General features: G+C 71.4%; 20 protein-coding genes. 4 read left to right on the top strand and 16 right to left on the bottom strand.

All coding sequences use genetic code 11. The features are described from left to right. Window positions 1-792 (bottom strand): transcriptional regulator CynR (gene cynR / locus EAO73_RS12205; protein WP_191134029.1); only part of this gene is annotated, 792 nt, incomplete at its 3' end. Between the two features lie 121 nt (window positions 793-913). On the opposite strand from cynR, the gene EAO73_RS12200 reads away from it, so the two are divergent. Beyond that, window positions 914-1,501: a carbonic anhydrase gene (locus tag EAO73_RS12200; RefSeq protein WP_147971548.1), complete on the top strand. Its 588-nt coding sequence runs from the start codon at window positions 914-916 to the stop codon at window positions 1,499-1,501. 80 nt (window positions 1,502-1,581) lie between these two features. After that, a complete protein-coding gene (gene cynS, locus EAO73_RS12195) occupies window positions 1,582-2,052 on the top strand; it encodes a cyanase (protein WP_147971547.1) in 471 nt (156 codons plus the stop codon). An 11-nt stretch (window positions 2,053-2,063) separates the two neighbouring features. On the opposite strand, the gene EAO73_RS12190 is transcribed toward cynS, so the two are convergent. The 4 genes from EAO73_RS12190 to EAO73_RS12175 all read right to left on the bottom strand — a co-directional run bounded on the left by EAO73_RS12190 (window position 2,064) and on the right by EAO73_RS12175 (window position 6,623). Continuing rightward, window positions 2,064-3,278 carry an SGNH/GDSL hydrolase family protein gene (locus tag EAO73_RS12190; protein ID WP_147971546.1) on the bottom strand — a complete coding sequence of 405 codons (1,215 nt, stop codon included), beginning with the start codon at window positions 3,276-3,278 and terminating at the stop codon, window positions 2,064-2,066. Between the two features lie 37 nt (window positions 3,279-3,315). Continuing rightward, a complete protein-coding gene (locus EAO73_RS12185; protein WP_147971545.1) occupies window positions 3,316-4,863 on the bottom strand; it encodes an FAD-dependent oxidoreductase in 1,548 nt (515 codons plus the stop codon). 64 nt (window positions 4,864-4,927) lie between these two features. Then, complete coding sequence (locus EAO73_RS12180; RefSeq protein WP_191134028.1) at window positions 4,928-5,626, bottom strand: TetR/AcrR family transcriptional regulator; 699 nt, start codon at window positions 5,624-5,626, stop codon at window positions 4,928-4,930. A gap of 121 nt (window positions 5,627-5,747) precedes the next feature. Then, window positions 5,748-6,623, bottom strand: coding sequence for a hypothetical protein (locus tag EAO73_RS12175; RefSeq protein WP_147971544.1), 876 nt, complete (start codon window positions 6,621-6,623; stop codon window positions 5,748-5,750). 126 nt (window positions 6,624-6,749) lie between these two features. On the opposite strand from EAO73_RS12175, the gene EAO73_RS12170 reads away from it, so the two are divergent. Then, window positions 6,750-7,283, top strand: coding sequence for a hypothetical protein (locus EAO73_RS12170; RefSeq protein WP_147971543.1), 534 nt, complete (start codon window positions 6,750-6,752; stop codon window positions 7,281-7,283). A 78-nt stretch (window positions 7,284-7,361) separates the two neighbouring features. Here the strand turns inward: EAO73_RS12170 and EAO73_RS12165 are convergent, their stop codons facing one another. The 6 genes from EAO73_RS12165 to EAO73_RS12140 all read right to left on the bottom strand — a co-directional run bounded on the left by EAO73_RS12165 (window position 7,362) and on the right by EAO73_RS12140 (window position 16,937). Beyond that, complete coding sequence (locus EAO73_RS12165; protein ID WP_147971542.1) at window positions 7,362-10,379, bottom strand: alpha-mannosidase; 3,018 nt, start codon at window positions 10,377-10,379, stop codon at window positions 7,362-7,364. A 42-nt stretch (window positions 10,380-10,421) separates the two neighbouring features. Continuing rightward, window positions 10,422-12,485, bottom strand: a complete 2,064-nt coding sequence (locus EAO73_RS12160; protein ID WP_147971541.1) for an endo-beta-N-acetylglucosaminidase — start codon at window positions 12,483-12,485, stop codon at window positions 10,422-10,424. 56 nt (window positions 12,486-12,541) lie between these two features. Continuing rightward, entirely contained in the window at window positions 12,542-13,795 is a 1,254-nt protein-coding gene (locus EAO73_RS12155) for a glycoside hydrolase 5 family protein (RefSeq protein WP_147971540.1), read from the bottom strand. 45 nt (window positions 13,796-13,840) lie between these two features. Next, a complete protein-coding gene (locus EAO73_RS12150; protein WP_147971539.1) occupies window positions 13,841-14,701 on the bottom strand; it encodes a carbohydrate ABC transporter permease in 861 nt (286 codons plus the stop codon). Further along, complete coding sequence (locus EAO73_RS12145; RefSeq protein ID WP_147971538.1) at window positions 14,698-15,567, bottom strand: carbohydrate ABC transporter permease; 870 nt, start codon at window positions 15,565-15,567, stop codon at window positions 14,698-14,700. The genes EAO73_RS12150 and EAO73_RS12145 overlap by 4 nt, the downstream gene beginning before the upstream one ends. An 83-nt stretch (window positions 15,568-15,650) precedes the next feature. Beyond that, on the bottom strand, window positions 15,651-16,937 hold the full coding sequence (locus tag EAO73_RS12140) for an ABC transporter substrate-binding protein (RefSeq protein ID WP_147971537.1): 1,287 nt from the start codon (window positions 16,935-16,937) through the stop codon (window positions 15,651-15,653). A 363-nt stretch (window positions 16,938-17,300) separates the two neighbouring features. On the opposite strand from EAO73_RS12140, the gene EAO73_RS12135 reads away from it, so the two are divergent. Then, a complete protein-coding gene (locus tag EAO73_RS12135) occupies window positions 17,301-18,332 on the top strand; it encodes a LacI family DNA-binding transcriptional regulator (RefSeq protein WP_147971574.1) in 1,032 nt (343 codons plus the stop codon). A gap of 42 nt (window positions 18,333-18,374) precedes the next feature. Here the strand turns inward: EAO73_RS12135 and EAO73_RS12130 are convergent, their stop codons facing one another. From EAO73_RS12130 to EAO73_RS12110, 5 genes are all read right to left on the bottom strand, one after another. Continuing rightward, window positions 18,375-18,785, bottom strand: coding sequence for a VOC family protein (locus tag EAO73_RS12130; protein WP_147971536.1), 411 nt, complete (start codon window positions 18,783-18,785; stop codon window positions 18,375-18,377). Between the two features lie 153 nt (window positions 18,786-18,938). Further along, window positions 18,939-19,805: a hypothetical protein gene (locus EAO73_RS12125; RefSeq protein ID WP_147971535.1), complete on the bottom strand. Its 867-nt coding sequence runs from the start codon at window positions 19,803-19,805 to the stop codon at window positions 18,939-18,941. Continuing rightward, on the bottom strand, window positions 19,802-21,055 hold the full coding sequence (locus tag EAO73_RS12120; protein ID WP_147971534.1) for a glycosyltransferase family 4 protein: 1,254 nt from the start codon (window positions 21,053-21,055) through the stop codon (window positions 19,802-19,804). Before EAO73_RS12120 ends, EAO73_RS12125 begins: the two co-directional genes overlap by 4 nt. 84 nt (window positions 21,056-21,139) lie before the next feature. Further along, on the bottom strand, window positions 21,140-21,901 hold the full coding sequence (locus EAO73_RS12115) for an HNH endonuclease (protein ID WP_147971533.1): 762 nt from the start codon (window positions 21,899-21,901) through the stop codon (window positions 21,140-21,142). A gap of 70 nt (window positions 21,902-21,971) precedes the next feature. Continuing rightward, window positions 21,972-22,601 (bottom strand): maleylpyruvate isomerase family mycothiol-dependent enzyme, encoded by a 630-nt coding sequence (locus EAO73_RS12110; RefSeq protein WP_147971532.1) that lies wholly within the window; start codon window positions 22,599-22,601, stop codon window positions 21,972-21,974. Window positions 22,602-22,899 lie beyond the last annotated feature (298 nt).

Below are 22,899 nucleotides of genomic sequence, written 5' to 3'. Positions count from 1 at the left end.
GGGCAGGGGCGGGTCGAGGGGAACGGGCGTGAGGTGGGGGTGGTCGTGGGTGATGGCGTCGGGAAGGACGGTGGCCAGGTCCGTGCGCCGCACGATTTCGGTGAGGGCCTGGATGGAGTTGGCCTCGACGGTGATGCGCGGGGTGGCCCGATGGCGGGTGAGGTAGGCGTCGATGTGGCTCCGGGTGGCGAAGTCGCCGCTCAGCAGGGCCAGTTGCCGGCCATCGAGCGCGCGTACGGGGAGGGGTGCGGGTGCGTCCGGGGTGCGCGGTGCCGCGGCGACGAGGCCGAGGGTTTCGGTGAACAGCGCAGTGGCGGTGATCCCGGGGAGATGCGTACCGGCGAAGGCGATGCCGAGATCGAGGTCGTCCGCGAGGAGAGCCGCCTCGACGCGGTCCTGGGCCGCCTCGGTCACGGCGAGGCTGACTCCCGGATGGCGGGTGTGGGCTTCGGCGGTGAGCGGGCCGACGAGGTACGCGGTGAAAGTCGGAGTCACGCCCAGGCGCAGATGACCCCGGGAGAGATCCCGTACGTCGTGCACGGCACGTTCGGCGGCGGCCAGATCGCGCAGCGCACGCCGGGCGTGATCGGCGTACACGGCGCCGGCGTCGGTGAGCCCCACCGTGCGGCCGGTGCGGTCCAGCAGCTGCGCCCCCACCGTCCGCTCAAGCTGTCTGACCTGCTGGGACAGGGTGGGCTGGGAGATGTGCAGCTCCTCGGCGGCGCGGGTGAAGCTGCCGTGCTCGGCCACGGCGAGCAGGTAGCGCAAGTGACGCAGTTCAGGAGCACCCATGCACTCCACTATAGACAAGGCCAATAACTTCTATCCCTGATAGCTCTTGGACGCTATAGCCACAGCTCATGCATGGTGGATTTCAGCAAGACCCCAGGCCTCCCACACGAAGGCAGTGACCATGCAGCACCTCACCGAGGGCGTCGCCCGCTTCCAACGGGACCTCTTCCCACCACGGAGGGACCTCTTCACCCACCTCGCCACGCACCACGCACCGCACACCCTCTTCATCGGCTGTTCCGACGCCCGCGTCGTGCCCGAGCTGATCACGGGAACCGGGCCGGGCGGGCTGTTCGTCATCCGCACCGCCGGCAACCTTGTGCCCGCCCACACCCCCGGGGCGGACGGCATCGCGGCGAGCATCGAATACGCCGTCGGCGCGCTGGGCGTGAAGGACATCGTCGTCTGCGGCCACTCCGCATGCGGTGCGATGACCGCGCTCGCCGAAGGCCACGACCTCACCACCGCACCGGCACTCGCCACCTGGCTGCGCCACGCGGACGCCGCCCTCGCCCGTACCGGCCCCGCCGGGGACGTACCCGCCCTGGTGCGGCAGAACGTGCTCGCACAGCTGGCGAATCTGGCCACCCACCCCTCGGTCGCCGGGGCCCTGTCGCGGGAGGAGATTGCCCTCCACGGCTGGGTCTTCGACATCCCCACCGGCCGCGTCGAGGACGTCACCCCCACGGGTCACCTCATCGCGGCCTGACCGGCCCCCCCATCGGACCCGCCCGCTTCGTTCCACCCCTCCCATGAAGCGGCGCACTCAAGCAAAGGACATGACTGATCATGCTGCACGCACAGGCAACGCAGACCGCCCGTGAGGCCCTGGCCGACCGGGCCATGGAGGCCAAGATCGCCAGGAACCTGTCCTGGAAGCAGATCGCTGAGGCCTCGGGCCTGTCGGTCGCCTTCACCACCGCCGCCGTCCTCGGCCAGCACCCGCTGCCGGAGGCGTCGGCCAAGCCGGTGGCCGATCTCCTCGGCCTGGACGACGACGCGGTGCGCCTGCTCCGGACCGTCCCGGTCCGAGGCTCCATGCCCAACCGCATCCCGACCGACCCGACGATGTACCGCTTCTACGAAATGCTCCAGGTCTACGGCACCACCCTCAAGGCCCTGGTCCACGAAGAGTTCGGCGACGGAATCATCTCCGCGATCAACTTCAGGCTCGACGTGAAGAAGGTCGCCGACCCCGAGGGCGGTGAACGCGCCGTCATCACCCTGGACGGCAAGTACCTCCCCACCAAGCCGTTCTGACCGGCAGGTACTCAGTCGAAGAGGGACAGGTCGACGGATTCCGCCAGGGCGGCGTAGCCGGCGTCGTTGCCATGGAGATGGTCGCCCATGTGGAGGCCGGCGCGGATACGGGTGGGGTCGGCGGGATCGCGCCAGACGGCGTCGAAGTCGAGCACCCCGTCGAAGGCGCCGCTCGTGCGGATCCACTCGTTGACCTGCTCGCGCGCCTGGTCGCCTTCGGGCGAGTACATCTCGGAACCGCCGTAGGGAGCGATGGTCGCGGCGTGGACCCTCGCTCCGTGGGCGCGGGCCCGCGCCGCCACTTGGAGGTGGGCGGCGATGATGTCGTCCACGCCCACGGGCTCGCCGGGGAACATCGCGAGGAATCCGGCGGTTTCCCCGGTGCGCGGGGCGAACGAGAAGACGAGGTCGTTGCCGACGGCGACCACCACGTGCCCCAGGCCCGGCGTGGCGAGGACATCGCGGTCGAAGCGAGCGAGGGCGGCGGTGCCGACGCCGTCGCTGAGCAGGCGGTTGCCGCCGATGCCCTGATTGATCACGCACCGGGTCCGGCCTCCGCGTGCGTGCAGCCGCCCCGCGAGCAGGTCGGTCCAGCGCCGGTCGGTTCCGGGGGTCGATCCGATCCCGTCGGTCCGGGAGTCGCCGAGCACGACGACGGCCCCGGCCGGGGTTCCCGGCCATGCCTCCACAGCCGTGAGGAAGCCCTGCGCGGGCAGGGGCGCGGCTTCCTCGGGCGGGGCGCCGAGCCCGGTCGCGTCGCCGGGGATGAGCAGGCCGAGGGCATGGAAGGTGCCGTGGCAGGTGACCGTATCGACGCGGCCGGGCACGTAGAGGCTGAGGGCCAGCCGGGCGAGCGCGTCGACCGGCAGATCGATGGGGTCGCTGAGGACGGGTGCGCCCGCCGGTACGGTGACCGCCGGCCGGCCGCCGAACAGGACCGCCCGGCTGCTCCCCTCCCGGTCCGCGCCGTCGTCGTCCGCGAGGGCGACGCGCGCGGCGCCGATGACCAGCCGCTCGGTGCCGTACTCGTTGCTGAGGCGGACGCGTATGCGCCGACCGCCGCCGCTGATGCGTACGAACTGCCGCAGCGTCGCGTTCTCGAAGGCGTCGATGGAGCTGACGGAGTCGTCCGGAGCCTGCGGGGAGGCACCCCAGGTACGCACCCACCCGACGCCGTCGGGAACGGACACCTCGGAGTCGGCGGGGGTGTGGATGACATGGTCCATGGTTGTCGCCCTTCGATGGTGGGGTGTGCGCCGGTGGTCAGAGGCTGGGCGCACCGGTGGTGAGCCGGCTCGGCGCGCCGAACCACTGGTGGGCGGCCCGCTCGAACGCGTGGCGGTCCGGGGTGTGCGCGGCGTCCCAGGCGACGACGCCGTCGGGGCGGATGAGCAGGGCGGTGAAGCCGAGGTTGTTGCGTACCGGGCCGGCCGCGTACGCGATGCGGCCCGCCCACCTCTGTGCCGTACCGTCCAGCGCCCGGCCCTCCGTGAAGTCGAGCGCCACACCCCGGCCGTTGTGCAGCAGGTCGCCGAGACGGGTGCCGTCCTCGAAGCGGAAGTCCGGGGCGCTGCGGCCGACGAGCGTGGAGCCGTCGCCCAGGTCGTAGTGAGCGAACAGGCCCGATGTCTGCCGGTACACCTGCGTGGTCCCGTCCGTGGTCCGCATCAGGTCGTGGACCAGCTTGCGCAGGGCGGGCGCGTTCGGGCCCGGATTCATGGTCGCCACCTGGGCGCGGGACCAGTCGAGGACGGCGGCGCCGACGGGGTGACGCTCGGTGGTGTACGTGTCGAGCAGGCCGTCCGGCGCGGTGGCGCGAACGGTGGCGGCGAGCTTCCAGCCGAGGTTCATGGCATCGCCCACGCCGAGGTTGAGCCCCTGCCCGCCGAGCGGCGAGTGGATGTGCGCCGCGTCGCCGGCGAGCAGGACACGGCCCATGCGGTACGTCGTCGCCTGCATGGCGCGGTCCGTGAAACTGGAGGCGAGGCGCACCTCGTCCAGCGTGACGTCGACACCGGAGACACGGCGCAGTACCGCCTGCAGGTGCTCGCGGGTCAGCGGCTGGGAGCGGTCGAAGGTGCCGCCGTCGAAGTCCATCAGGCCCAGGTGTCCCGGGAAGGGGGTGCGCAGGTACATGCCGCTGTCGGTCAGGTGGAAGCCGATGGGCAGCTGATCGGGGTCGGCGAGGACGACCTCGGCGACGTAGCCGGTGAACAAGGGCTCGGTGCCCTCGAACGCGAAGCCGGCCAGCCGGCGTACCGCGCTGCGGCCGCCGTCGCAGCCCACCAGCCACCGCGAGCGGTACTGCCGGCCGCCCGCGGTGATGACGGTGCCTTCGTCGTCCTGGCTCACCGCCGTGACCGGAGCATCCCGGACGATCTCCACGCCGAGTGCGGAGGCCCGCTCGGTCAGCACCGAGGTGACGGCGTCCAGACTCGTCATGAATCCCTCCATCGCCGGGCTGGGTAACCGGTAGGGGAGAGCGGCCGTATCGACATCGGCGGCGTTGAGTGTCATGCCCGCGAAATGGCTCAGCGCACGCGGACCCGGGGCCTCGACGGCTTCGGGGTCCGCACCGACCTCCTGTGCTTCGGCGCCGGAGGCCTGCATCGTCGCCTCCAGCAGCCCGCGACGGTAAAACGTTTCGGCGGATCCGGCGTTGAGGCCCCGCAAACCGAGCGGCAGGGCCTTCAGGGGCGGGCGCGGATCCCGGTCCCGCTCCAGTACGAGGACGGAGCAGCCGGACAGTGCCAGCTCGCAGGCCACGAACAGACCGACCGGGCCCGCGCCCGCGACGACGACGTCGTGCATGGAGATTTCCCTTCTCGGAACCACCGCGAACCGCGGCTCGGGCCTGCCGGACCGGTGTCGCGGATCAGCGCAGGCGGGACAGGCCGTCGAGGATGACGGCGATGCCGGTGAGGAACTGCTCGCGGTCGTCGTGGTCCTTGATCTGGTCGACGATGGCGTGCATGAACGGGTACTGGGCTGGTGCGAGTTCCCGCCATGCGGCCGAGGTGGCTTCGAAGAACTCCCCGCGGTCCGCCACCGGGTCGATCCCCGAAGTGTCCCCCTCGATACGGGCGTTCTGGCTGACCGCCCCGAGGATGTAGTGCACCAGCGCCGAGGCCGCGTCGAACCAGCGCTCCCGCGGTACGCCCAGCGCGCCCATCTGCTGCCCGATCCGCTCGAAGATGCCGACCGTCACCGGGCCGACCGGGTTGCGGACGATCTGCAGCGTCAGCCGGGTGGCGAGCCACCGGTGGTCGGTGATCGCGTCGAACAGGGCCAGAGCGACGGTCCTGACCTCACCGGACGGCGAGGGCGCGTCGGGCGGGGGCGTCGCGGCGAGGGCCGCCGTCACCACCGTCTCCGTCGCCGCGTCCAGGAGGTCGTCCCGCTTTCCCACGTGATACGCGATCGCGCCGGAGCCGGTGGACAGGCGCTCGCTGAGCGCCCGCACGGTCAGCGCCCCTTCGCCGCCCGTGTCCAGGATGTCGACCGCGGCGTCGAGGATCTGCTCCCGGGAGAGCACTTGATTACGCCGCTGAGGTCGGCGGGCCGGCTGCGTCATGCCTCCATGGTGACATGATTTGGTGCGGTGTGCCAAATTGGTACGCCGCACCAAACCTGCTCGGGCCCGGCTCGGCCCATGCGGCAACGCCGGCCGCCTGCCACGCCGAGCGCTGTGGGGCTCACGCCCGCGAGGGTGCCAACCACCGTTCCGCGCGGCCTCGCTTGTCCGTGTCCCCGGAGCGGCGGGCGAGCGCCAGCAGCCTGGCGCGCAGTGGCTCGGGGAGGCCGGCGACGTCGCGCTTCTGATCGGGGCGGGTCTTCCAGCCGACCAGATGCCGCACGGCCCCGGAGTCGTGCCGCTCCCCGGCGCGCGGGTCGGCCAGCGCGGCGAGCAGGTCGGCGATGGCCACGCTGCCGAGCAGTTCGCCGGGCACACCCTCATGGACGGGGTATCCGGAGCAGCGTCCGCTGCCGGAGCCGTACCAGTCGAGCAGGGCCAGCACCCGCTGCACCGGGTCGGGGAACGCCGACCGCAGGCGGTCCGTCAGTTCCGAGAGCAGTTCGGGGGAGGGCCTGCCGCCGGTGCGGGAGAGGGCGAGGATCCGGTCGGCGCTCTCTTCGAGACCGGCGGGCATGGCGGCGAGCCAGCCGCGCTCCTCTTCGGATCGTTCCGCCGCCCGCTGCCGATCGGCTTCGAACTCGCGCAGAGGCCCGGTCATGCCGTGCCCGGCCAGCCAGTCCAGAAGCAGGCGGCCGTCGCGGAGGACGGCGTCGCCGTCCCACTGTTCCCACCTCAACGTCTCCCCGTGGTGCAGGAAGACGACTGCGAGCCGCTCACCCCGCCGGTCGAGCATCTCGAAGCGGACATCTCCGCCGCACATGCAGTCGAAGCCGGGCAGCGATTCCACCGCCACGGCCGCCCTGAACGCGGCCCACTCCGCCGGATCGGCGAAGTCCACCCGGATCTCGCCGTCCGCCTCGGACCCGTGCACCGGGCCCGCCCGGACCGCGTACGCCCGGTGCAGCACGCCGTCCAGCGCAGTTGTCCCATTCATCAGCCGCTCCCCACAGGCCGTGGACCGCCGGTCCGCGGCCCACCGGATTCCACCGCAGCTCGGGCGGCCAGGCAACCGGGTTCGGCGAGGCCGGTGTTGTCAGTGCCCGGTGCTAGCTTCGTGACCATGGCAAACCGTTCCTATCTCTACTCCGCGGACTCGCTGCCCAACGATGCGGAGCTGCCCAAGAAGATCCGATGCATATCGGAGCACAACTGGGACATCCCGCTCGCGCACAAGCTGCTGGCGGGGCGCGGCACGACGATCGTCCCGTCCATGATCTGGAATCCTCCGATCGGTATCGGCGCGAACTATGCCGACGGGGCGTCCCTGCTTCACGACCTCCTGCTCGCGGTCGGCAAGGGCCTGGAGGACGACGCGGAGTTCGCCGAATGCGTGGCCAGGACCTCCGCCCACCTGGAGAAGCAGCGGGCGCGGTACGTCGTTCTGGAGACGGGGGAGATCGTCTCGATGACGGGTGACGACCCGGCAGAAAGTGTGCGGCTTCTGGTGTCCGAGGACATCCCCGACGCCGTCGCCAACGCCGAGGCGGCTGTCGCCGGACGGAACGACGACTGGCTGGCCTCGGTCCGCGCCGACTGGCAGAAGCACTTCGCGTCCTTCTACAGCGACGCGCTCTACTTCTCCTTCCCCGGCTGACGCAGTCCCGAGTCGGCGAAACGGCGTGCCCCGGGGCCGGGACACGCCGCCTCGCCGGTGCGGGCTGCTCCCGAGGGCTCAGCCGCGCGCCAGGCGCAGCGTCACCAGCTCGAAGGGACGCAGCGACAACCGCACGCCGTCGCCGTCGCTCTCCGGGACCGGCGCCTCGGCCAGCGGGCGCTCCAGCAGGTCCGTCGCCACGACGCCGACGGCCCGGAAGCCGGTCGCCAGGGTCACCTTCGCCCGGCCGCCCGTGGACTCGTAGAGCCGTACGACGAGATCGCCGCTCCCGTCGTCCGCCAGCTTGACCGCGCTGATCACGACCGCGTCGTTGTCCACGCCCACCAGCGGTTCGACCTCGCGCTCACCGGTGAGCCGGCGCTCCGGCAGGTTCACGCGGAAGCCCTCGCGGACCGCGTCGCCGATCGCCGCGCCGGGCGCGAGGGCGTGACGGAAGCGGTGCACGCCCTGGTCGGTCTCCGGGTCGGGGAAGCGCGGGGCGCGCAGCAGCGAGACCCGGACGGTGGTGGTCGTCCCCGCGTCCGCGTCCCGGACGGTGCGCGTCACATCGTGACCGTACGTCGAGTCGTTGACGAGAGCGACGCCCCAGCCCGGCTCCTCCAGGTGGACGAAGCGGTGGTTGCACGCCTCGAACTTGGCCGCCTCCCAGCTGGTGTTGGTGTGCGTCGGCCGGTAGAAGTGCCCGAACTGCGTCTCGGAGGCGTACCGCTCGGCGTGCACGTCCAGCGGGAACGCGGCCTTGAGGAACTTCTCCGTCTCGTGCCAGTCGACCTCGGTGTCGATGTCGAGGCGCTTGGCGTCCGGCTCCAGCGTGAGGACCTGGGTCACCTTCGAGTCGCCGAAGCTGCGGACGATCCGCACGCCGTCCGTCACCGGGGTCAGTTCGTCCAGGCCGGTCAGGTCGGTGACGGTGTTGCGGTAGAACGCGTCGACGTCCCACGCGTCCCACATGTTCGGGAAGTCGGGGTGGATCTGGAGCAGGTTCGCGGCGGCGCCCGGCGCCACGGTCTCGCGGTCCGCGGCGATGTCGTACGCGGAGACGACCAGGCCGCGGCCGTCGATCTCCACCCGGAGCAGGCCGTTGTCGAGCACATGGCCGCCGCCCTCGCGCGGGGTGGACCGGGTGGTCCCGGGCGTCGGCGCGGTGGCCGCCGCTCCGGCGGGGACGCCGCCGCGGGTGTGCGGCGCGGCGTTGAACACGAGGGCCAGGCCGCCGGCCGGGTCACCGGCGAGAGCGCGCTGCGCGGCGTCGATGATGCCGGTCAGCTCCTCGGCGAGGGCCGCGTACGTCTTCTCGGCCTCACGGTGCACCCAGGCGATCGACGAGCCGGGCAGGATGTCGTGGAACTGGTGCAGCAGCACCGTCTTCCAGATCCGGTCCAACTGCTCGTACGGGTAGGCGAAGCCGGTCCGTACGGCGGCGGTGGTGGCCCACAGCTCGGCCTCGCGGAGCAGGTGCTCGCTGCGGCGGTTGCCCTGCTTGGTCTTCGCCTGGCTGGTGAGCGTCGCGCGGTGCAGCTCCAGGTAGAGCTCGCCGACCCAGACCGGAGGGTTGGTGTACTCGGCCTCGGCCTTGGTGAAGAAGTCCGCGGGGGTCTCCCACGTCACCGTCGCCGAGCCCTCCAGGCTCCGCAGCCGGGCCGCCTTGGCGATCATCTCGCGGGTGGTGCCACCGCCTCCGTCGCCCCAGCCGGTCGGCGCCAGCGAGTGCTGGGCGACGCCCTTGTCCTTGAAGTTCGTCGCCGCGTGGGCGATCTCGCTGCCCTTCATCGAGCAGTTGTACGTGTCGACGGGCGGGAAGTGCGTGAAGATCCGGGTGCCGTCGATGCCCTCCCAGTTGAAGGTGTGGTGCGGGAACTTGTTGGTCTGGCTCCAGGAGATCTTCTGCGTGAGCAGCCACTTGGAGCCCGCCGCCTTGATGATCTGGGGCAGCCCGGCTGCGAATCCGAAGGTGTCGGGCAGCCACGCCTCGTCGTTCTCGATGCCGAACTCGTCGAGGAAGAACCGCTTGCCGTGCACGAACTGGCGGGCCATGGCCTCGGAGCCCGGCATGTTCGTGTCGGACTCGACCCACATGCCGCCGGACGGCACGAACCGGCCCTCCGCGACGGCTGCCTTGACCTTCGCGTAGACCTCGGGGCGGTGCTCCTTGATCCACGCGAACTGCTGGGCCTGCGACATCGCGAAGACGAAGTCCGGCTCGTCCTCCAGGAGGGCGGTCATGTTGGACGTCGTACGGGCCACCTTGCGGACCGTCTCGCGCAGCGGCCACAGCCAGGCGGAGTCGATGTGGGCGTGGCCGACCGCGCTGATGCGGTGGGCGGAGGGCGCGGCGGGCGTCGCGAGGACCCCGGCCAGCTCCGCGCGGGCCGCGGCGGCCGTCCCGCCGACGTCCTGGAGGTCGACCGCGTCCAGCGCGCGGCCGACGGCGCGCAGGACGTCCCAGCGGCGGGCGCCCTCCACGGGCAGCTCCTGCATCAGCTCGCCCAGCACCTCCAGGTCCTGGACCAGGTTCCAGACGTCCTCGTCGAAGACGGCGAGGTCCATCCGGGCCAGTGTGTACTGCGGCTCGCTGCCGGCGGTCTCCTTGTCACCCAGCTGGGTCGGCAGGAAGGGGTGGTAGTCGAGGATCACCGGGTTGGACGCCGCCTCGATGTGCAGCAGCACCTCCTCGCCGCCCGCCACCGGGGCGCCCACCCGCACCCACTGGTTGCGCGGGTTGAGGCCCTTCACCGGGGTGCCGTCGGGACGGTAGACGAGGCCCTCGCACTGGAAGCCCGGCATGTTCTCGTCGAAGCCGAGGTCGAGCAGCGCCTCCACGGTCCGGCCCGCCCACGCGGCCGGCACCGTGCCGGAGACCTTGAACCAGGACGTGCCCCACGGAGCGCCCCAGCGGTCGCCGACCGCGATCGGCTCGGTGGGCCCGGCCAGGCCCTCGGCGACGGGGACGGGCTCGCCCGGCGCGTTCCACACGGCGACGTCCAGGGGGACGGACTCCGGGTAGACGGCGGGGCGGATGCGCTCGTCCAGGACGCGCTTGAGACGGGCTTCGACCAGGCTGCGGTCGTCGTGCATGAGGGGGACTCCGTTGTGAGTGGTGGGTCGGGTGGGGGGTGGTTACCAGCGGTGCGCGGTGGAGGCGGCGCCGGAGGTCGTGTACAGCTCGCCCACGGCCCTGACCTGGAAACGAGCGGTGTTCTCGCCCGGTTCCCGGCGCAGGCCGGGCACGAAGAACGCGGTGGAGGCGGTGGCGCCCAGGAAGTGCCGGGAGCCGTCGGGCAGCACGCGGTGCAGCTCGTAGTGGCGCGGTGCGCCGGGCGCCCGGTGCCAGCGCAGCCGCAGGTCCGTGCCGTCGGTGCCCCGGGACGCCCCGGTGACACGCAGCCCCGTCGGAGCCGCGGTGGTCTCGGCCCGGTCCCGTACGGCCAGGGCACCGAGCCGCCAGCGCACCGGACCGGCCGCGGTGAGGCGCACCCCGAGCGCGTGGACCGTCCCGGCCTTACCGGAGAGGGAGTTCAGCCGCAGCGTGGAGGTGGTCCAGCCGGTGCCGCCCGCCCGCAGTTCGCCCGCCGGTACGTAGGTGTACGCGACCGGGTCGCCCGGCCGGTCCGGCTCGTGCAGGGCGACGGCCAGCTCGACGGTGACCGGGCCGGAGCCCGTGTCGGTGCGGTGGGTCAGTTCCACGACCGTACGCCGGGACAGCGGCAGCCGGGTGCGGTGGAGTTCGACAGTGACGGGGGCGTCCAGGTCCCCGGCGGCCAGGAGGCTGCTGCCCCCGCGCCAGGCGTCCGCGAAGTCGAAGCCCACGGACGGGCGCCGGCCCTCGGTGCGGACGACCCAGCGGCGGCCCGGCAGCCGGTCCTGGACCCCGAGGTGGTTCCACTCCGCGTCCGAGGCGACCCGGCCGTTCTCGTACCAGCGCAGGCCGTGGCCGGTGTTGAAGGTGGTGGCGAAGGGCAGCCGGTCCACGGTCGAGCGGTCGGCCACCGCCGTGGCGGGTGCGCGCCAGGGGCCGGTATGGTCCGGGCGGGCCGGGTCCAGGGACTGCCCGGTCCAGAACCGCTGGTCGGCGGCGTGGAACTGAGCGGGGGTCCGGTCCTCCGGAAGATGGTTACGGGTCCACTCCGGCCGGTAGAAGCCGTACCCGACCGTGTGCGGGCGGTCGGCCGGAATGATCGCGTCCCAGTCGACGGAGGCGTTCCAGCCCGTGGACTCGACATCGACGCCCGCCCACAGGTCGTAGCGGCTGCGCCCGACGGACTCGGCGTGCTCGGCGGAGGCGGCGAGCGTCCCGGGCGTCCAGCGGAAGTCGACGAGCATCGAGTCCGCCTCCTCGAACAGCGCGGTGTTCTCGGCGTTGAGCGCGCCCTGCCAGCCGACCTCGCCGCGGACGGTCATCGCGTCGTACCAGGTGATGCGCAGCCCCGCCGCGTCGCTGCGGGCCCGCAGGTCGGTGACGAAGGCGAGCATCTCGGCGCCCAGTGCGGCGTCACCGCCCTCGGTCTCGGCGTTGAGGAACCAGCCGTCGAAGCCGTGCGCGACGGCCGCCTCCACCAGCTTTGCGGCCAGCGGGAAGCGCCCGGCCGTATCGCGCTGCACGAGGTCGCGGGTCCACCGCAGGTCGCCGCCGTGGTGCACGGGCGGCAGGAACACGGTGCCGAGGACGGGCACGCCGTGCCGGTGGGCCGCGTCCACGACCGGGGCGTTCGGCGCCAGGATCAGGCCCTCGCCGGCCGAACCGCCCCAGAAGACCAGCTCGTCGATGTAGGCCCAGTGGTTCAGGGCGTAATAGTCGGCGGTGGCCGAGCCCTGGGACGGGTTGCCCGCGGTGTTGCCGAAGGCCACCAGGGAGGTGATCCGCGCCTGGCCGGATCGGGCCGTCGTGTTGGCCGGGACCGGGGTGAAGCGGTCGGCGAGCGGCACGGACGCGGTGTTGAACGGCAGGTCCGGGTCGGTCTCCGGGCGCCATGCCTTCAGGCTGCGCCAGGTGATGCCGTCGCCGGAGGCGCCGGCGGGCAGCGAGTCGGGGAACCAGTACGAGGCGCAGGGCCGAGGGGCGCCAGGGGCGGCGTGGGCGGTCGTGGTGAGGCCGGGGGTCAGCAGGGCGGCGGCGGTTCCGGCTCCGGCGAGGACCACGGTGCGGCGACCGGGGCCGGAGGAGGGGCGCTGGGGCTGGGTCATGGTGTGCTCCGTATCGTGCGCGGTTCGATTCCGGTGCGGTGCGGGGTGGTGCGAGGTCAGCGGACCTCTTCGGGAGTGACGACCTTCGTGATGCCCCGGGCGGCCAGGTGGCCCGGGTCGCAGGCCTTGCTCGCGAGGACGGTGGTGGGGCGGACGCCGTCTGCGGTGAGCCGGGCGAACGCCTCGAAGACCGCGCCGCCCGGGGCGCAGACGGAACGGCGGGGCGCCGTCTCGTCGTCTCCCGTGTCGACAACGAGGGCCGTGGTCCGGGGGGCGGGCCGGTGCGTACGGGCACGCTGCTCCTCGACGATCCGGGCGATGGCCCGGCCCGCCGGCTTGACCTGGCGGTCGTTGGTCAGCAGCCCGAGGCTGTACTCCAGCTCCGGGAAGTCGGCCAGCGAGCGCGACACGTCGTGGGAGCACCACCAGGTGACGCCCCACACGTCCTCGCAGTCCAGGGCGTTGGCCACGGTCGCCTCGGTGAACGCGGCGGCGTGTTCGGCGGGGATCAGCGGGGCGGGCGCGCCGACCTCCTGGAGCCAGACCGGCCGGTGCGGGTCGAGCGCCCAGGCCTTGGAGAGTTCGATGAGGTAGGCGGCGTGGTGCTCGGTGGCGGTGCCGGTCCGGCCGTGGCGCTGGGCGGTGCCGTTGAAGACCCAGGAGTGCACGGCGGTGACGGCGCCCTGGCGTGCGGCCTGCGCCGGGGTGAAGGCATGGTCGTCCTGGTACCAGGCGGCGTCGTACTCCGCGTGCAGGTGGAGCTTCCCGGGCGCCCCCTCCTCGCAGGCCTCCAGCATCCGCGTCAGCCAGGCCCCCGCCTGCTCGGGCGTGATGCGGTCCGGGTCGGGGTGCGGGTCGCCGGAGAACTGGTTGATCTCGTTCCCGAGGGTTATCCCGATGAAGTGCGGCCGGTCGGCGAGGGCGGCGGCCAGGGTGCGCAGGTAGTCGGCCTGCCCGGAGAGGACGTCCGGGTCGGTGAAGAGGTTGCGGCGGTGCCACGTACCCGTCCAGGCGGGCAGGAAGTCGAAGCTCGACAGGTGGCCCTGGAGCCCGTCCACGTTGACGTCGAGGCCGCGTTCGGCGGCGGCGTCGGCGAGCTGGACGAGCTGCTCGACGGCGCGCGGGCGGATCAGGGTGCGGTTGGGCTGGAAGAGCGGCCAGAGCGGGAAGACCCGGATGTGGTCGAGCCCGAGGCCGGCGATCGAGTCCAGGTCGGCGCGCACGGCGTCGAGGTCGAAGTCCAGCCAGTGGTGGAACCAGCCCTGGCTGGGCGTGTAGTTGGCGCCGAAACGCACGGGGGAGGTGCTCATACGGAACAGGAGTCCTGGTTCTAGTGGTGCGAGGGGGCGGCCGGGTCAGCCCTTGACGGCGCCTTCGCCGACGCCCCGGAAGAAGAAGCGCTGGAGCCCGGCGAAGAGGATGATGAGCGGGAGCACGGCGATGATCGTGCCCGCCGCGACGAGCCGTTCGTCGTTGGCGAAGGTGCCGTGCAGGTAGTTCAGGCCGATGGTCAGGGTGAAGTTCTCCGGATCGCTGAGGACGATCAGCGGCCACAGGAAGTCGTCCCACGAGCCCATGAAGGCGAAGATCGCGACGACGGCGAGGGTGCCCTTGACGGAGGGCAGCGCGATCCGCAGGAAGCGCTGCCAGACGTTGGCCCCGTCCACGAACGCCGCCTCCTCGATCTCCACGGGGAGGTTCAGGAACGCGTTGCGCATCAGCAGCACGTTCATCGCGCCGACCGACCCCGGCAGCAGCACACCGAGCAGGGTGTTGTTCAGCCCCAGGTCCCGCATGGTGGTGAACTGGGCGATGATGATGCCCTCCACGGGGACGAGCATGGCGAGGATGAACGCCAGCGTCGCGGCCCTGCGCCCCCGGTAACGGAGCCTCGCCAGGGCGTACCCGGCGAGCGCCGAGCCGACGCAGTTGGTGACCACGTTGGCGGAGGCCACCTTGAGGGAGTTCAGCGCGTAGTCCCAGACCGGGATCGTGTCGGCGACCCGGCTGTAGTTGTCCAGCGTCGGATCGCTGGGGAAGAACTTCGGCGGGGAGCTGAAGATGTCCTCGTCCGGGCCCTTCAGCGAGGTCGACAGCTGCCACAGGAACGGCCCGACGGTCAGCGCGAGGACCGCCAGCAGCAGCACGTACCGCAGCACGAGTTGCCAGAGGGCGACGCGTCGGCCCTCGGCGTCGGTGGTCTTCAGGAAGCTCACGCGTCCTCCTTGCGGTCGGCGCGCAGCACCAGGAGCATCAGGCCGACGGTGACGACGAAGATGACGACCGAGATGGCGGAGGCGTAACCGACCCGCCCGCTCAGCCCGGTGCCGACCCGCTGGACGAGCATCACCAGCGTGGTGTCCTCGCCGGCCGGTCCGCCGGACGGACCGGCCATCAGATAGACCTCGGAGAACACCTTGAAGGCGGAGACCGAGGAGAGGGCCGCGACCAGCACCATCGTGGAGCGGATGGCGGGCACGGTGACCGTGAAGAAGCGGCGTACGACTCCGGCACCGTCCACGGAAGCGGCCTCGTGCAGCTCCCTCGGTACGTTCGCGAGGGCGGCCAGGTAGATGATCATGTAGTAGCCGAGGCCCTTCCAGACCGTGACCGTCATCGCGCTGCCCAGCAGCAGCCACTGGTCGCTCAGGAAGCCGACCTTGCCGATGCCGACGGCCTCCAGGACCGCGTTGACCAGCCCGCGGTCGTCCAGCATCCACACCCAGATCAGGCCGACGACCACGATGGACGCGACGACGGGGGTGTAGAAGGCCGACCGGAAGAAGGTGATGCCGGGGATGTGCCGCTGGACGAGCATCGCCAGCAGCAGCGGCAGGATGACGAGCGCGGGGACGACGCCGACGACGTACAGCACGCTGTTGCGCAGGCCGGTCCAGAACATCTCGTCGTGCAGCAGCTCCCGGAAGTTCGCCACGCCGACGTACGAGCCGGGGACCAGCGTGCGCCGGTCGGTGAAGGAGTTCACCAGCGTGCTGAAGAACGGGTAGAGGCTGAAGGCGCCGACCACGATCAGACCGGGCGCGGCGAACAGCCAGGGACTGAGGGGGAGGTGACGGCGGATCCGGCCTGCGCAACAGCGTGCTGTACGTGCTCCGGGCCGCCGCGACGGCGGGGGCGGGGGTGGCGGGGGAGTTCACGAGGGGCTCAGCTCTGCTGCAACAGCCGGTCACAGGCCTTGACAGCGTTGTCAAGAGCTTCCTTCGGGCTCTGCTTTCCCTGGAGCGCCTTGGCGATCTGGTTGCGCAGCTCGGTCTTCATCTGCTCGCTGAACAGCACCGGGGTGTAGTTGACGGCCGTCTTCAGGGACTTCGCCGCGGCGACCCGGACCCGGGTCACGTCCGTGCCGTCCTCCTTGGTGAAGTAAGGGTCGTCGAGCGAGCCGGCGGTGCTCGGGAAGATGGCGACCTGCTTGGCGAACTCCATCTGCCGGGTCGCGTCGGTCACGTAGTGGGCGAAGGCCACGGCGGCGGGCTTGCGCTTGGTCTGCGCGTTCACCATGACGCCCATGACGTACATGTTGGCCTTGCCGGTGTTGCTGACCTGGTCGGTGATCCCGATGTTCTTGTAGAGGCTCGGGGCCTGCTTCTTGAAGTTGGCCAGGTCCAGCGCGCTGCCCGGGTTCATCGCCACGGACTCGGTGAGGAACTTGTGGCCGGAGGACTCCGGGGTCGCGGTCAGCGCCTGCGAGTCGAGTGCCTTGGCGTCGTACAGCTTCTTGTAGTGGGTGAGGAGTTCGACGCCCTTCGCGTCGTTGAAGGCGAAGCCCGTGCCCTCCTTGTTCATCAGCTGTCCGCCATAGCGGCCGAAGTCCTCGATGGTCGGTACGTTCGCGAGGGTGGCGACCTTGCCGTGGCTCTTCTCCGCCAGCTCCAGACCGTCCGCGAAGACCTCGTCGTAGGTGGCCGGCGGTTTCTGCGGGTCGAGTCCGGCGTCCTTGAACAGGCGCTTGTTGTAGAACATCGGGCCGGTGTTGAGGTACCAGGGGAACGCGTACGTGCCCTGCGTGCCGGGTATCTGGTGGCTCTTCCAGGCGCCGTCCAGGTACTCCTTGCGGTACTTCGACGCCGCCTTGTCGAGGTCGAGCGCGATGCCGGCCTTGGCCAGCGGGGCCACCAGGTCGGGGGAGACGTTGACGACGTCGGGCAGGGTGCCGCCGGCCGCGTCCGCGCTGATCTTGTCCGCGTAGCCCTCGCCGGGGCGGTCGACCCACTTGACCTCGGTGCCCGGGTACTTCTTCTCGAAGTCCGCGATCACGCCGTTGAAGTAGTCCTTGAAGTTCGCCTGGAGGTTCCAGGTCTGGAAGGTGATCTTCCCCTCGACCTTGCCCGAGGCGTCGGACGAGTCCGAGCCGGTTCCGCCGCCGCATGCGCTCAGCGGCAGGACGGTGGCGAGGACGGCGGCAGTGGCGACTGCTCTGCGGGAGATGCGCACGGTGAACGGCTCCTTTGCTCGGACCAGGCGGGCGGACGGCGGCCCTGGTCCCTGACCCGGCGGGCCGCGTTCGCCCGACAGACCCTGCAATGCACCCGGGCGCAAAGTCAATACATTCACCGGAAGATAATTTTCAGCCCGCCAATCAGTGCAGGTCAAAGCCTTGTAAGCCTCTATTGACACGCGCTTACTAATGCGCTTTAGATGGGTTCAGCTCAAGCGCTTTAGTTGTCCCGGCCTCCTCGCTCGACCAGAGAGTCGGGGAAGCTCTACGATGCCCCCGGGGGCGAGTGGAACCGACGGTCCGTCAGCACCCCATGCGACGCAGGAAGTGAGGCACGGGTGGCACCCAAGCGGCCGACCATGAAGGACATCGCCCAGCGGGCCGGTGTCTCGGAGAGCGCCGTCTCCTTCGCGCTCAACGACCGTCCGGGCGTCTCCGAGGTCACCCGCGCCCGGGTGCGGCGCGTCGCGGAACAGCTGGGCTGGCGCCCGAGCACGGCCGCCCGCGCCCTGTCCGGCGAGGGCTCGGCCACCGTGGGCCTCGTCGTGGCGCGCCCGGCGGCCAACCTCGGCGTGGACTCCTTCTTCCTCCAGCTGATCTCCGGCATCCAGGAAGTGCTGTCGGAGCGTCAGCTCGGCCTGCTCTTCCAGGTGGTGGACGACGCGGTGGCAGAGTGCGGGGTCTATCGCCGCTGGTGGGCCGAACACCGCGTCGACGGCGTGCTCGTCGTGGACCCGCGCACCGACGACCCCCGCGTGGCGCTCCTCGACGAACTCGGCCTGCCCGGCGTCGTCATCGGCGCTCTCCCCGGCACCGACACCGGCCCGCACCCCGGCCTCTCCCAGGTCCGCGCCGACGACGCGGGCGCGATGGCGGCCATCGTGGACCGGTTGTACGAGCTGGGTCACCGGCGCATCGTGCACATCGCCGGCCTGCCCTCACTCGCGCACACGGACCGCCGCATCCGTTCCCTGCGTCAGGAGGCCGACCGGCGCGGCCTGACCGGGGCGCACTCGGTGACCACGGACTACTCCGACACCGAGGGCGCCGCGGTCACCCGCCGGGTCCTGGAGCGGGACGACCCGCCGACCGCTCTGATCTACGACAACGACGTGATGGCGGCGGCCGGGGTGGCCGTGGCGTCCGGCCTGGATGTGCGGGTCCCGGGCGATGTGTCGGTGGTGTCCTGGGAGGACTCCGCACTGTGCAGGCTGACCGCTCCGTGGCTCACCGCGCTCTCCCGGGACCCGGTCGCCTTCGGCCGGCTCGCGGCGCGGGAGCTCACCACACTGCTCGACGGCGGGCAGGCCCGCACCGTGCGGATGCCGTTGCCCCGGCTCATCGAACGCGGCAGCACGGCGCCGGTGCACGAGGGCGCCGGGGCGCACTGACCCCGCCCCTCCACAGCCGGAAGCACGGCGAGGGGGAGGGGCCTACGAGTTGGACCAGGTGCGAGTGGACAGGACCAGCAGATAGCCGTCGGGGTCCCGCACCGTCACGCCCCAGGTGTCCCAGTACGGATTATGGGCGGGCACGCGCTTCCCGCCGTGCTGTTCGAGCCGCTCCACGAGGGCGTCGGGCACCGGTTCGCCGAGATAGACGACCAGCAGGTCCTCGGCGGTCGGCCGCGGCTCCAGGGCAGCGGCGGGGTCGTGCACGAGTTCCAGGTGCCAGCCGGCGTCGGGCCAGCCGACCATGAGAAGCGAACTCCGGCCGGGCGTCCCGTCCGCCGCATGCTGATACAGGACGTCGAGGCCGAGGCCGGAGACCCAGAACCGTTCGGCCACGGCCAGGTCGCGCGAGGGCCGGGCGATGCGGATGTGAGCTGCGGAGTGAGCCGGCATGGTTCCACCTCATGATCGGTGCGGGCCCGGCGCGCTTCAGCGGCCGTGTCCGTGGGCGCGGATGGCAGCGAGCCTAGCGATCATGGACCCGTGTGCCATCGGTCGTTGGTCCTGGTCCCGGCCGGCTGCCGGGACCGCCCGGACATCCCGTGTTCACCGTGGGCTCTGCGCCGTGACCTCCACGGAGAAGTCGTTGTCGAGGGTGTAGTACGGGCGCACGGACATTTCGCCGAGCAGTGTTGCCGGGTAGACGAAGACGGCCTTCCGGTCCGCGATGTCGTCCAGCAGGCGGGCGACCCGGACCCGCCGCGCTCCGGCGGCGGGCCGGACGTGGACGTTCCAGATCACCGGCGCTTCCCCGACCGCCGGCCCCTCGCCTTCCGCCAGGAGATCCGTGTAGCCGACGGTGAACGAGAAGTCCTGCTCCCCTTCCGCCCGGAGCGGGAACTCCCGCACGGCGGAGCCCTGCCCGCGCCTGTGCAGCGACGCCACCGCGCCTTCCGCGGGCCGGGCGCCGAACAAGCGCCCCGTCACGGTCATCGAGTCACCCTCGACGGTGATCCGGCCGGCCTCCGCGTGCGCGGTGCGCCGCCAGGCCCGAACGGCGAGCCGGCCGTCCTTGGTGGCATACGGGACCCGGACCGCGAGGGGCGTGGCCCGACGATCGCCGCCCCGACCGGTCGCCAGCGTGCGCAGATCACGCAGGCCCGGCAGCAACGGCACACGGTCCTCGCCCGGAACACCCACGACGTAGGCGTCCCAGCGGCCCTCCTCAAGCGCCGGCGCCGCCTCCAGTACCGCCTGCCACTGGTCCGGCCCGGCGGGCTCCAGATCGAGATGGCGGCCGGTCCGCTCCGGCTGCCCCTTCTTCGGACGCAGCTGAAGCAGTAACCGCGGCTGCGCCGAGGCCGGCAGCGCCGCGTGGACGCGTACGAGCAGACGCCCGTCCTCCTGGACCGTCACCGCACCCCGGGGCTGCTCCGCCGGCCCGTTCGTGCCGTCGCCCGTGCTGCCGCTCATCGTCGCGCCTTCCGTGCGGCCCTCACGACACTGCCGGCCGCGATGAGCATGGTGTCCCTGGCCGCGAAACCGCTGCTCGCCAGGGCGCGGCCGGTCCCGGCCGGTGCTCGGCCCTCACTCCGGGCGGCCAGCAGTTCCTCGAACAGCTGCTCCGCCCGGGCGACGACGGGGGCGGGGCCGTAGCGCCGGGAGTTCTCGAGGGCGGTGTGACCCATGCGCCGGCGCAGCTCGTCGTCGCCCACGAGGTCCAGCAGGGCGCCTGCCAGTGCGTCCCGGTCCCCGACGGGAACCAGCCGGCCGTCCTCCCCGTCGGTGATGATCTCGCCGGGGCCGTACGCACAGTCCGTGCTCACGACGGGCAGCCCGCAGCGCATCGCTTCCACGATGGTCATGCCGAAGGGTTCGTAGTCGGAGGTCACCGCCCCGATCGATCCCTTGACCCACTCGGCTTCCATCGGAGTCACCGCGCCCATCAGGAAGACGTTGTTGTAGAGCCCGAGCCGGTCGATGAGCGCGCGCAGCCGCTCCCGCTCCTCGCCCCTGCCGTAGATGCGCAACTGCCAGTCGGGGTACGCGGCCGCGACCGCCGCGAAGGCTTCGATCAGCAGGTCGAACCGCTTCATGGTCGCCAGCCGCCCGGCGGCCACTACGATGCGCCCGCGGCCGTCCGCCGGCGCGAGGGCCGGGGCGGGAACGCTGTTGGGCAGCGCCTGCACCCGTACGCCCGGCAGTCGCATCTTGCGCCGGTAGACGGCGGTGTCGGCCTCCGTGACCGGGGTGATCGCGTCCAGCCGCGGATAGGCCCGGCGGAGCGCCTTGCGTAACCGGGGCGAGTGGTGGTCGAGCGTGAGGTGCTCCTGCCCGACCCGCACCGTCCGGGCCGACGCGTGCAGAGCCAGGTGGACGTTGAGCCCCGGGCGGGTCCCCACGACGACATCGCTGTCGAGCGACGCCAGCGCTCGGCCGATGCGCTCATCGGTCAGCGCGCTGTACTCCGCGTAGCGATACTCGGCCGAGGGAAAGATCTTCGCCGGCGTCAGGTGGCGCGGGTCGTCCTTCTCGTGCCGCAGATCCACCAGGGGCCGCAGCCGCACCCGTGGATCGAGCGCGAGACTCGGCCGCTCCCGGTTCCGGAGCGCGGAGATGATCTCCACATCGTGCCGATCGGCCAGCGCTCGGGCCAAGTTGAAGGTGGTGGTGATCGTCCCTCCGATCGCGTACGCGTTGTGGATGAGGAATGAGATTCTCATGCAGTACAGGACCACCGGCATCTGCGGAAGGTTGCCCCGCGGAGCCTCGGCGGACCGGCCCTCGCCGCCGGCCTCCTCGACCGGCTACGCCTCCGCGTCGGCGTCCCAGAGCCCGCGGGTGCCCAGGGGGACGTCGGGAAGGTTCTGGCCGGACCTCTCGGTCTCGAAGAAGTCCAGCTCCCTGGGCCCCAGGTCCAGCGCCGCGCAGATCTCCTCATGGAGCATGACGAAGCCCATGAGCCTCTCCCGAGCCCAGGCGCCGGTTTCCTCCCTGGTCCTGTTGAAGGCGGACTCCTCCAGGTCGAACACGTCGTGTGCCCACTTCAGGGACCAGTCGAAGACGTAGTTCGCCGCCTCGGTGACACCCTCGTCGCCCAGATCGCTCAGCTTGTCGGTGGCCGCGCGGGCGAGGGACGCCGCTGTGCGGCACGACTCCAGATTCCCGGTGGGAAAGCCGTAGCTGGAGAGCGTGACCGCCATGACCAGCTCGGCAATGGACGTGTGCCATGTGGTCATGTCGCTCTGGAACAGCCGGTACGCCCGCAGGAGACCGGCTCGTGGAGAAGGGTCGTCGGGCGCCACGCGGTTGGGGTCCGAGAGGCGGAGCAGGTCCTTGTACCGCAACATGGCCTGCCGGTCGATGTCTCCGCGGTCGAAGCGGGTATGGCAGTTGGGGCACAGGACGATCATGTTGTGGAATTCGTGCTTCCTGACACGGTGCCAGGGCACGATGTGCGCGATCTCCAGAGGAGTCGCGCGGCACGTCGGTAGGGCGCACCGGTGGCCGGCCTCGACGAAGAGCTGACGGGCCAAGGGGCGGGGCACCTTGGTGCGGTTCGTGGCCATGAGGCAAGCGTAGGGGCGGCCACCGACAGCGCGGCCGAGCACGGTGAGTCCCACGACCTGGACTCCGGCGTCACCGACGCGGCGTCACGAGCGCGTCGGCTCCCGGCCCGTCCAGCTCCTCCAGTGCCGTCTGTCGCCCGGAGACGGCCAGCAGAAGGGAGAGCGCGGGTCCTCCGACTTCCGGACCGTTCCCCACGGACAGGTCGGCGTCCGTCGCCGTGAGCCGGACACGGGCTGTCAGCTCCTTGGCTCCGCCGAACGACGCGGGAGTACGGAGCTGCAGGCGCAGGGCGCGGGTGACAGCCTCCGGAGGGTAGGCGCGAGTGAGCCCCAACGGCCGGCGGATGTCCTCGCCGTGCACCACCTCCTCGACGAGCCGGCTGTCCAAGGGCGCCGGGGGCGTCGAGGTCCGCAACGCCACCTGGCGAAGCCTCCGCAACGTCTCCTGCGGCGAGTCACCCCGCTGCCGCTCCACCCCGCGTGCGTTCTGACGGTCGAAGTCGAACCGCTCCCTGACCAGGCCGACGATGAAACCGAGCCGTGTCGTCCGAGCGGTGTCGACCAGATGGCCGGCCACGTCATGCACGGTCCATCCCACACAGAGCGACGGCTGCGCCCATTGCCCGTCATCGAGCCGCGCGAGGTCATCGATCAGCGCCGCACGCTCCGCGTGCACCATCGGCCAGACATCGTTGCTCATGGGAGTCTCCTTCACCCGCATCACGGCATCTGTCCTGTAGGACCCCTGGCACGGCTCGAACTCATCGCTCGGTGAGCGCGACCGTGCCACGGCGGGCGGCCTCGGAAGTCATTGCCGAGTCGATCCGGTCCGTGGAATGAGTACGACTACTCAGGCGACGGGTGGCAACTGGCCCGCAAGGTAACGACATGCGATCGAATCTTCTTACGAAGCCCCTGCTCACCGCCGCACTCGGCAGCGTCGTCGTCATGGCCGCCGCCGGTGCGCAGAGCGCCCAGGCCGCCCCCCGCCCCTCCTC

Origin of the sequence: Streptomyces sp. col6, assembly GCF_008042035.1 — a bacterium.
Taxonomy (GTDB): domain Bacteria; phylum Actinomycetota; class Actinomycetes; order Streptomycetales; family Streptomycetaceae; genus Streptomyces.
This window is presented reverse-complemented; position numbering and strand designations above follow the sequence as displayed.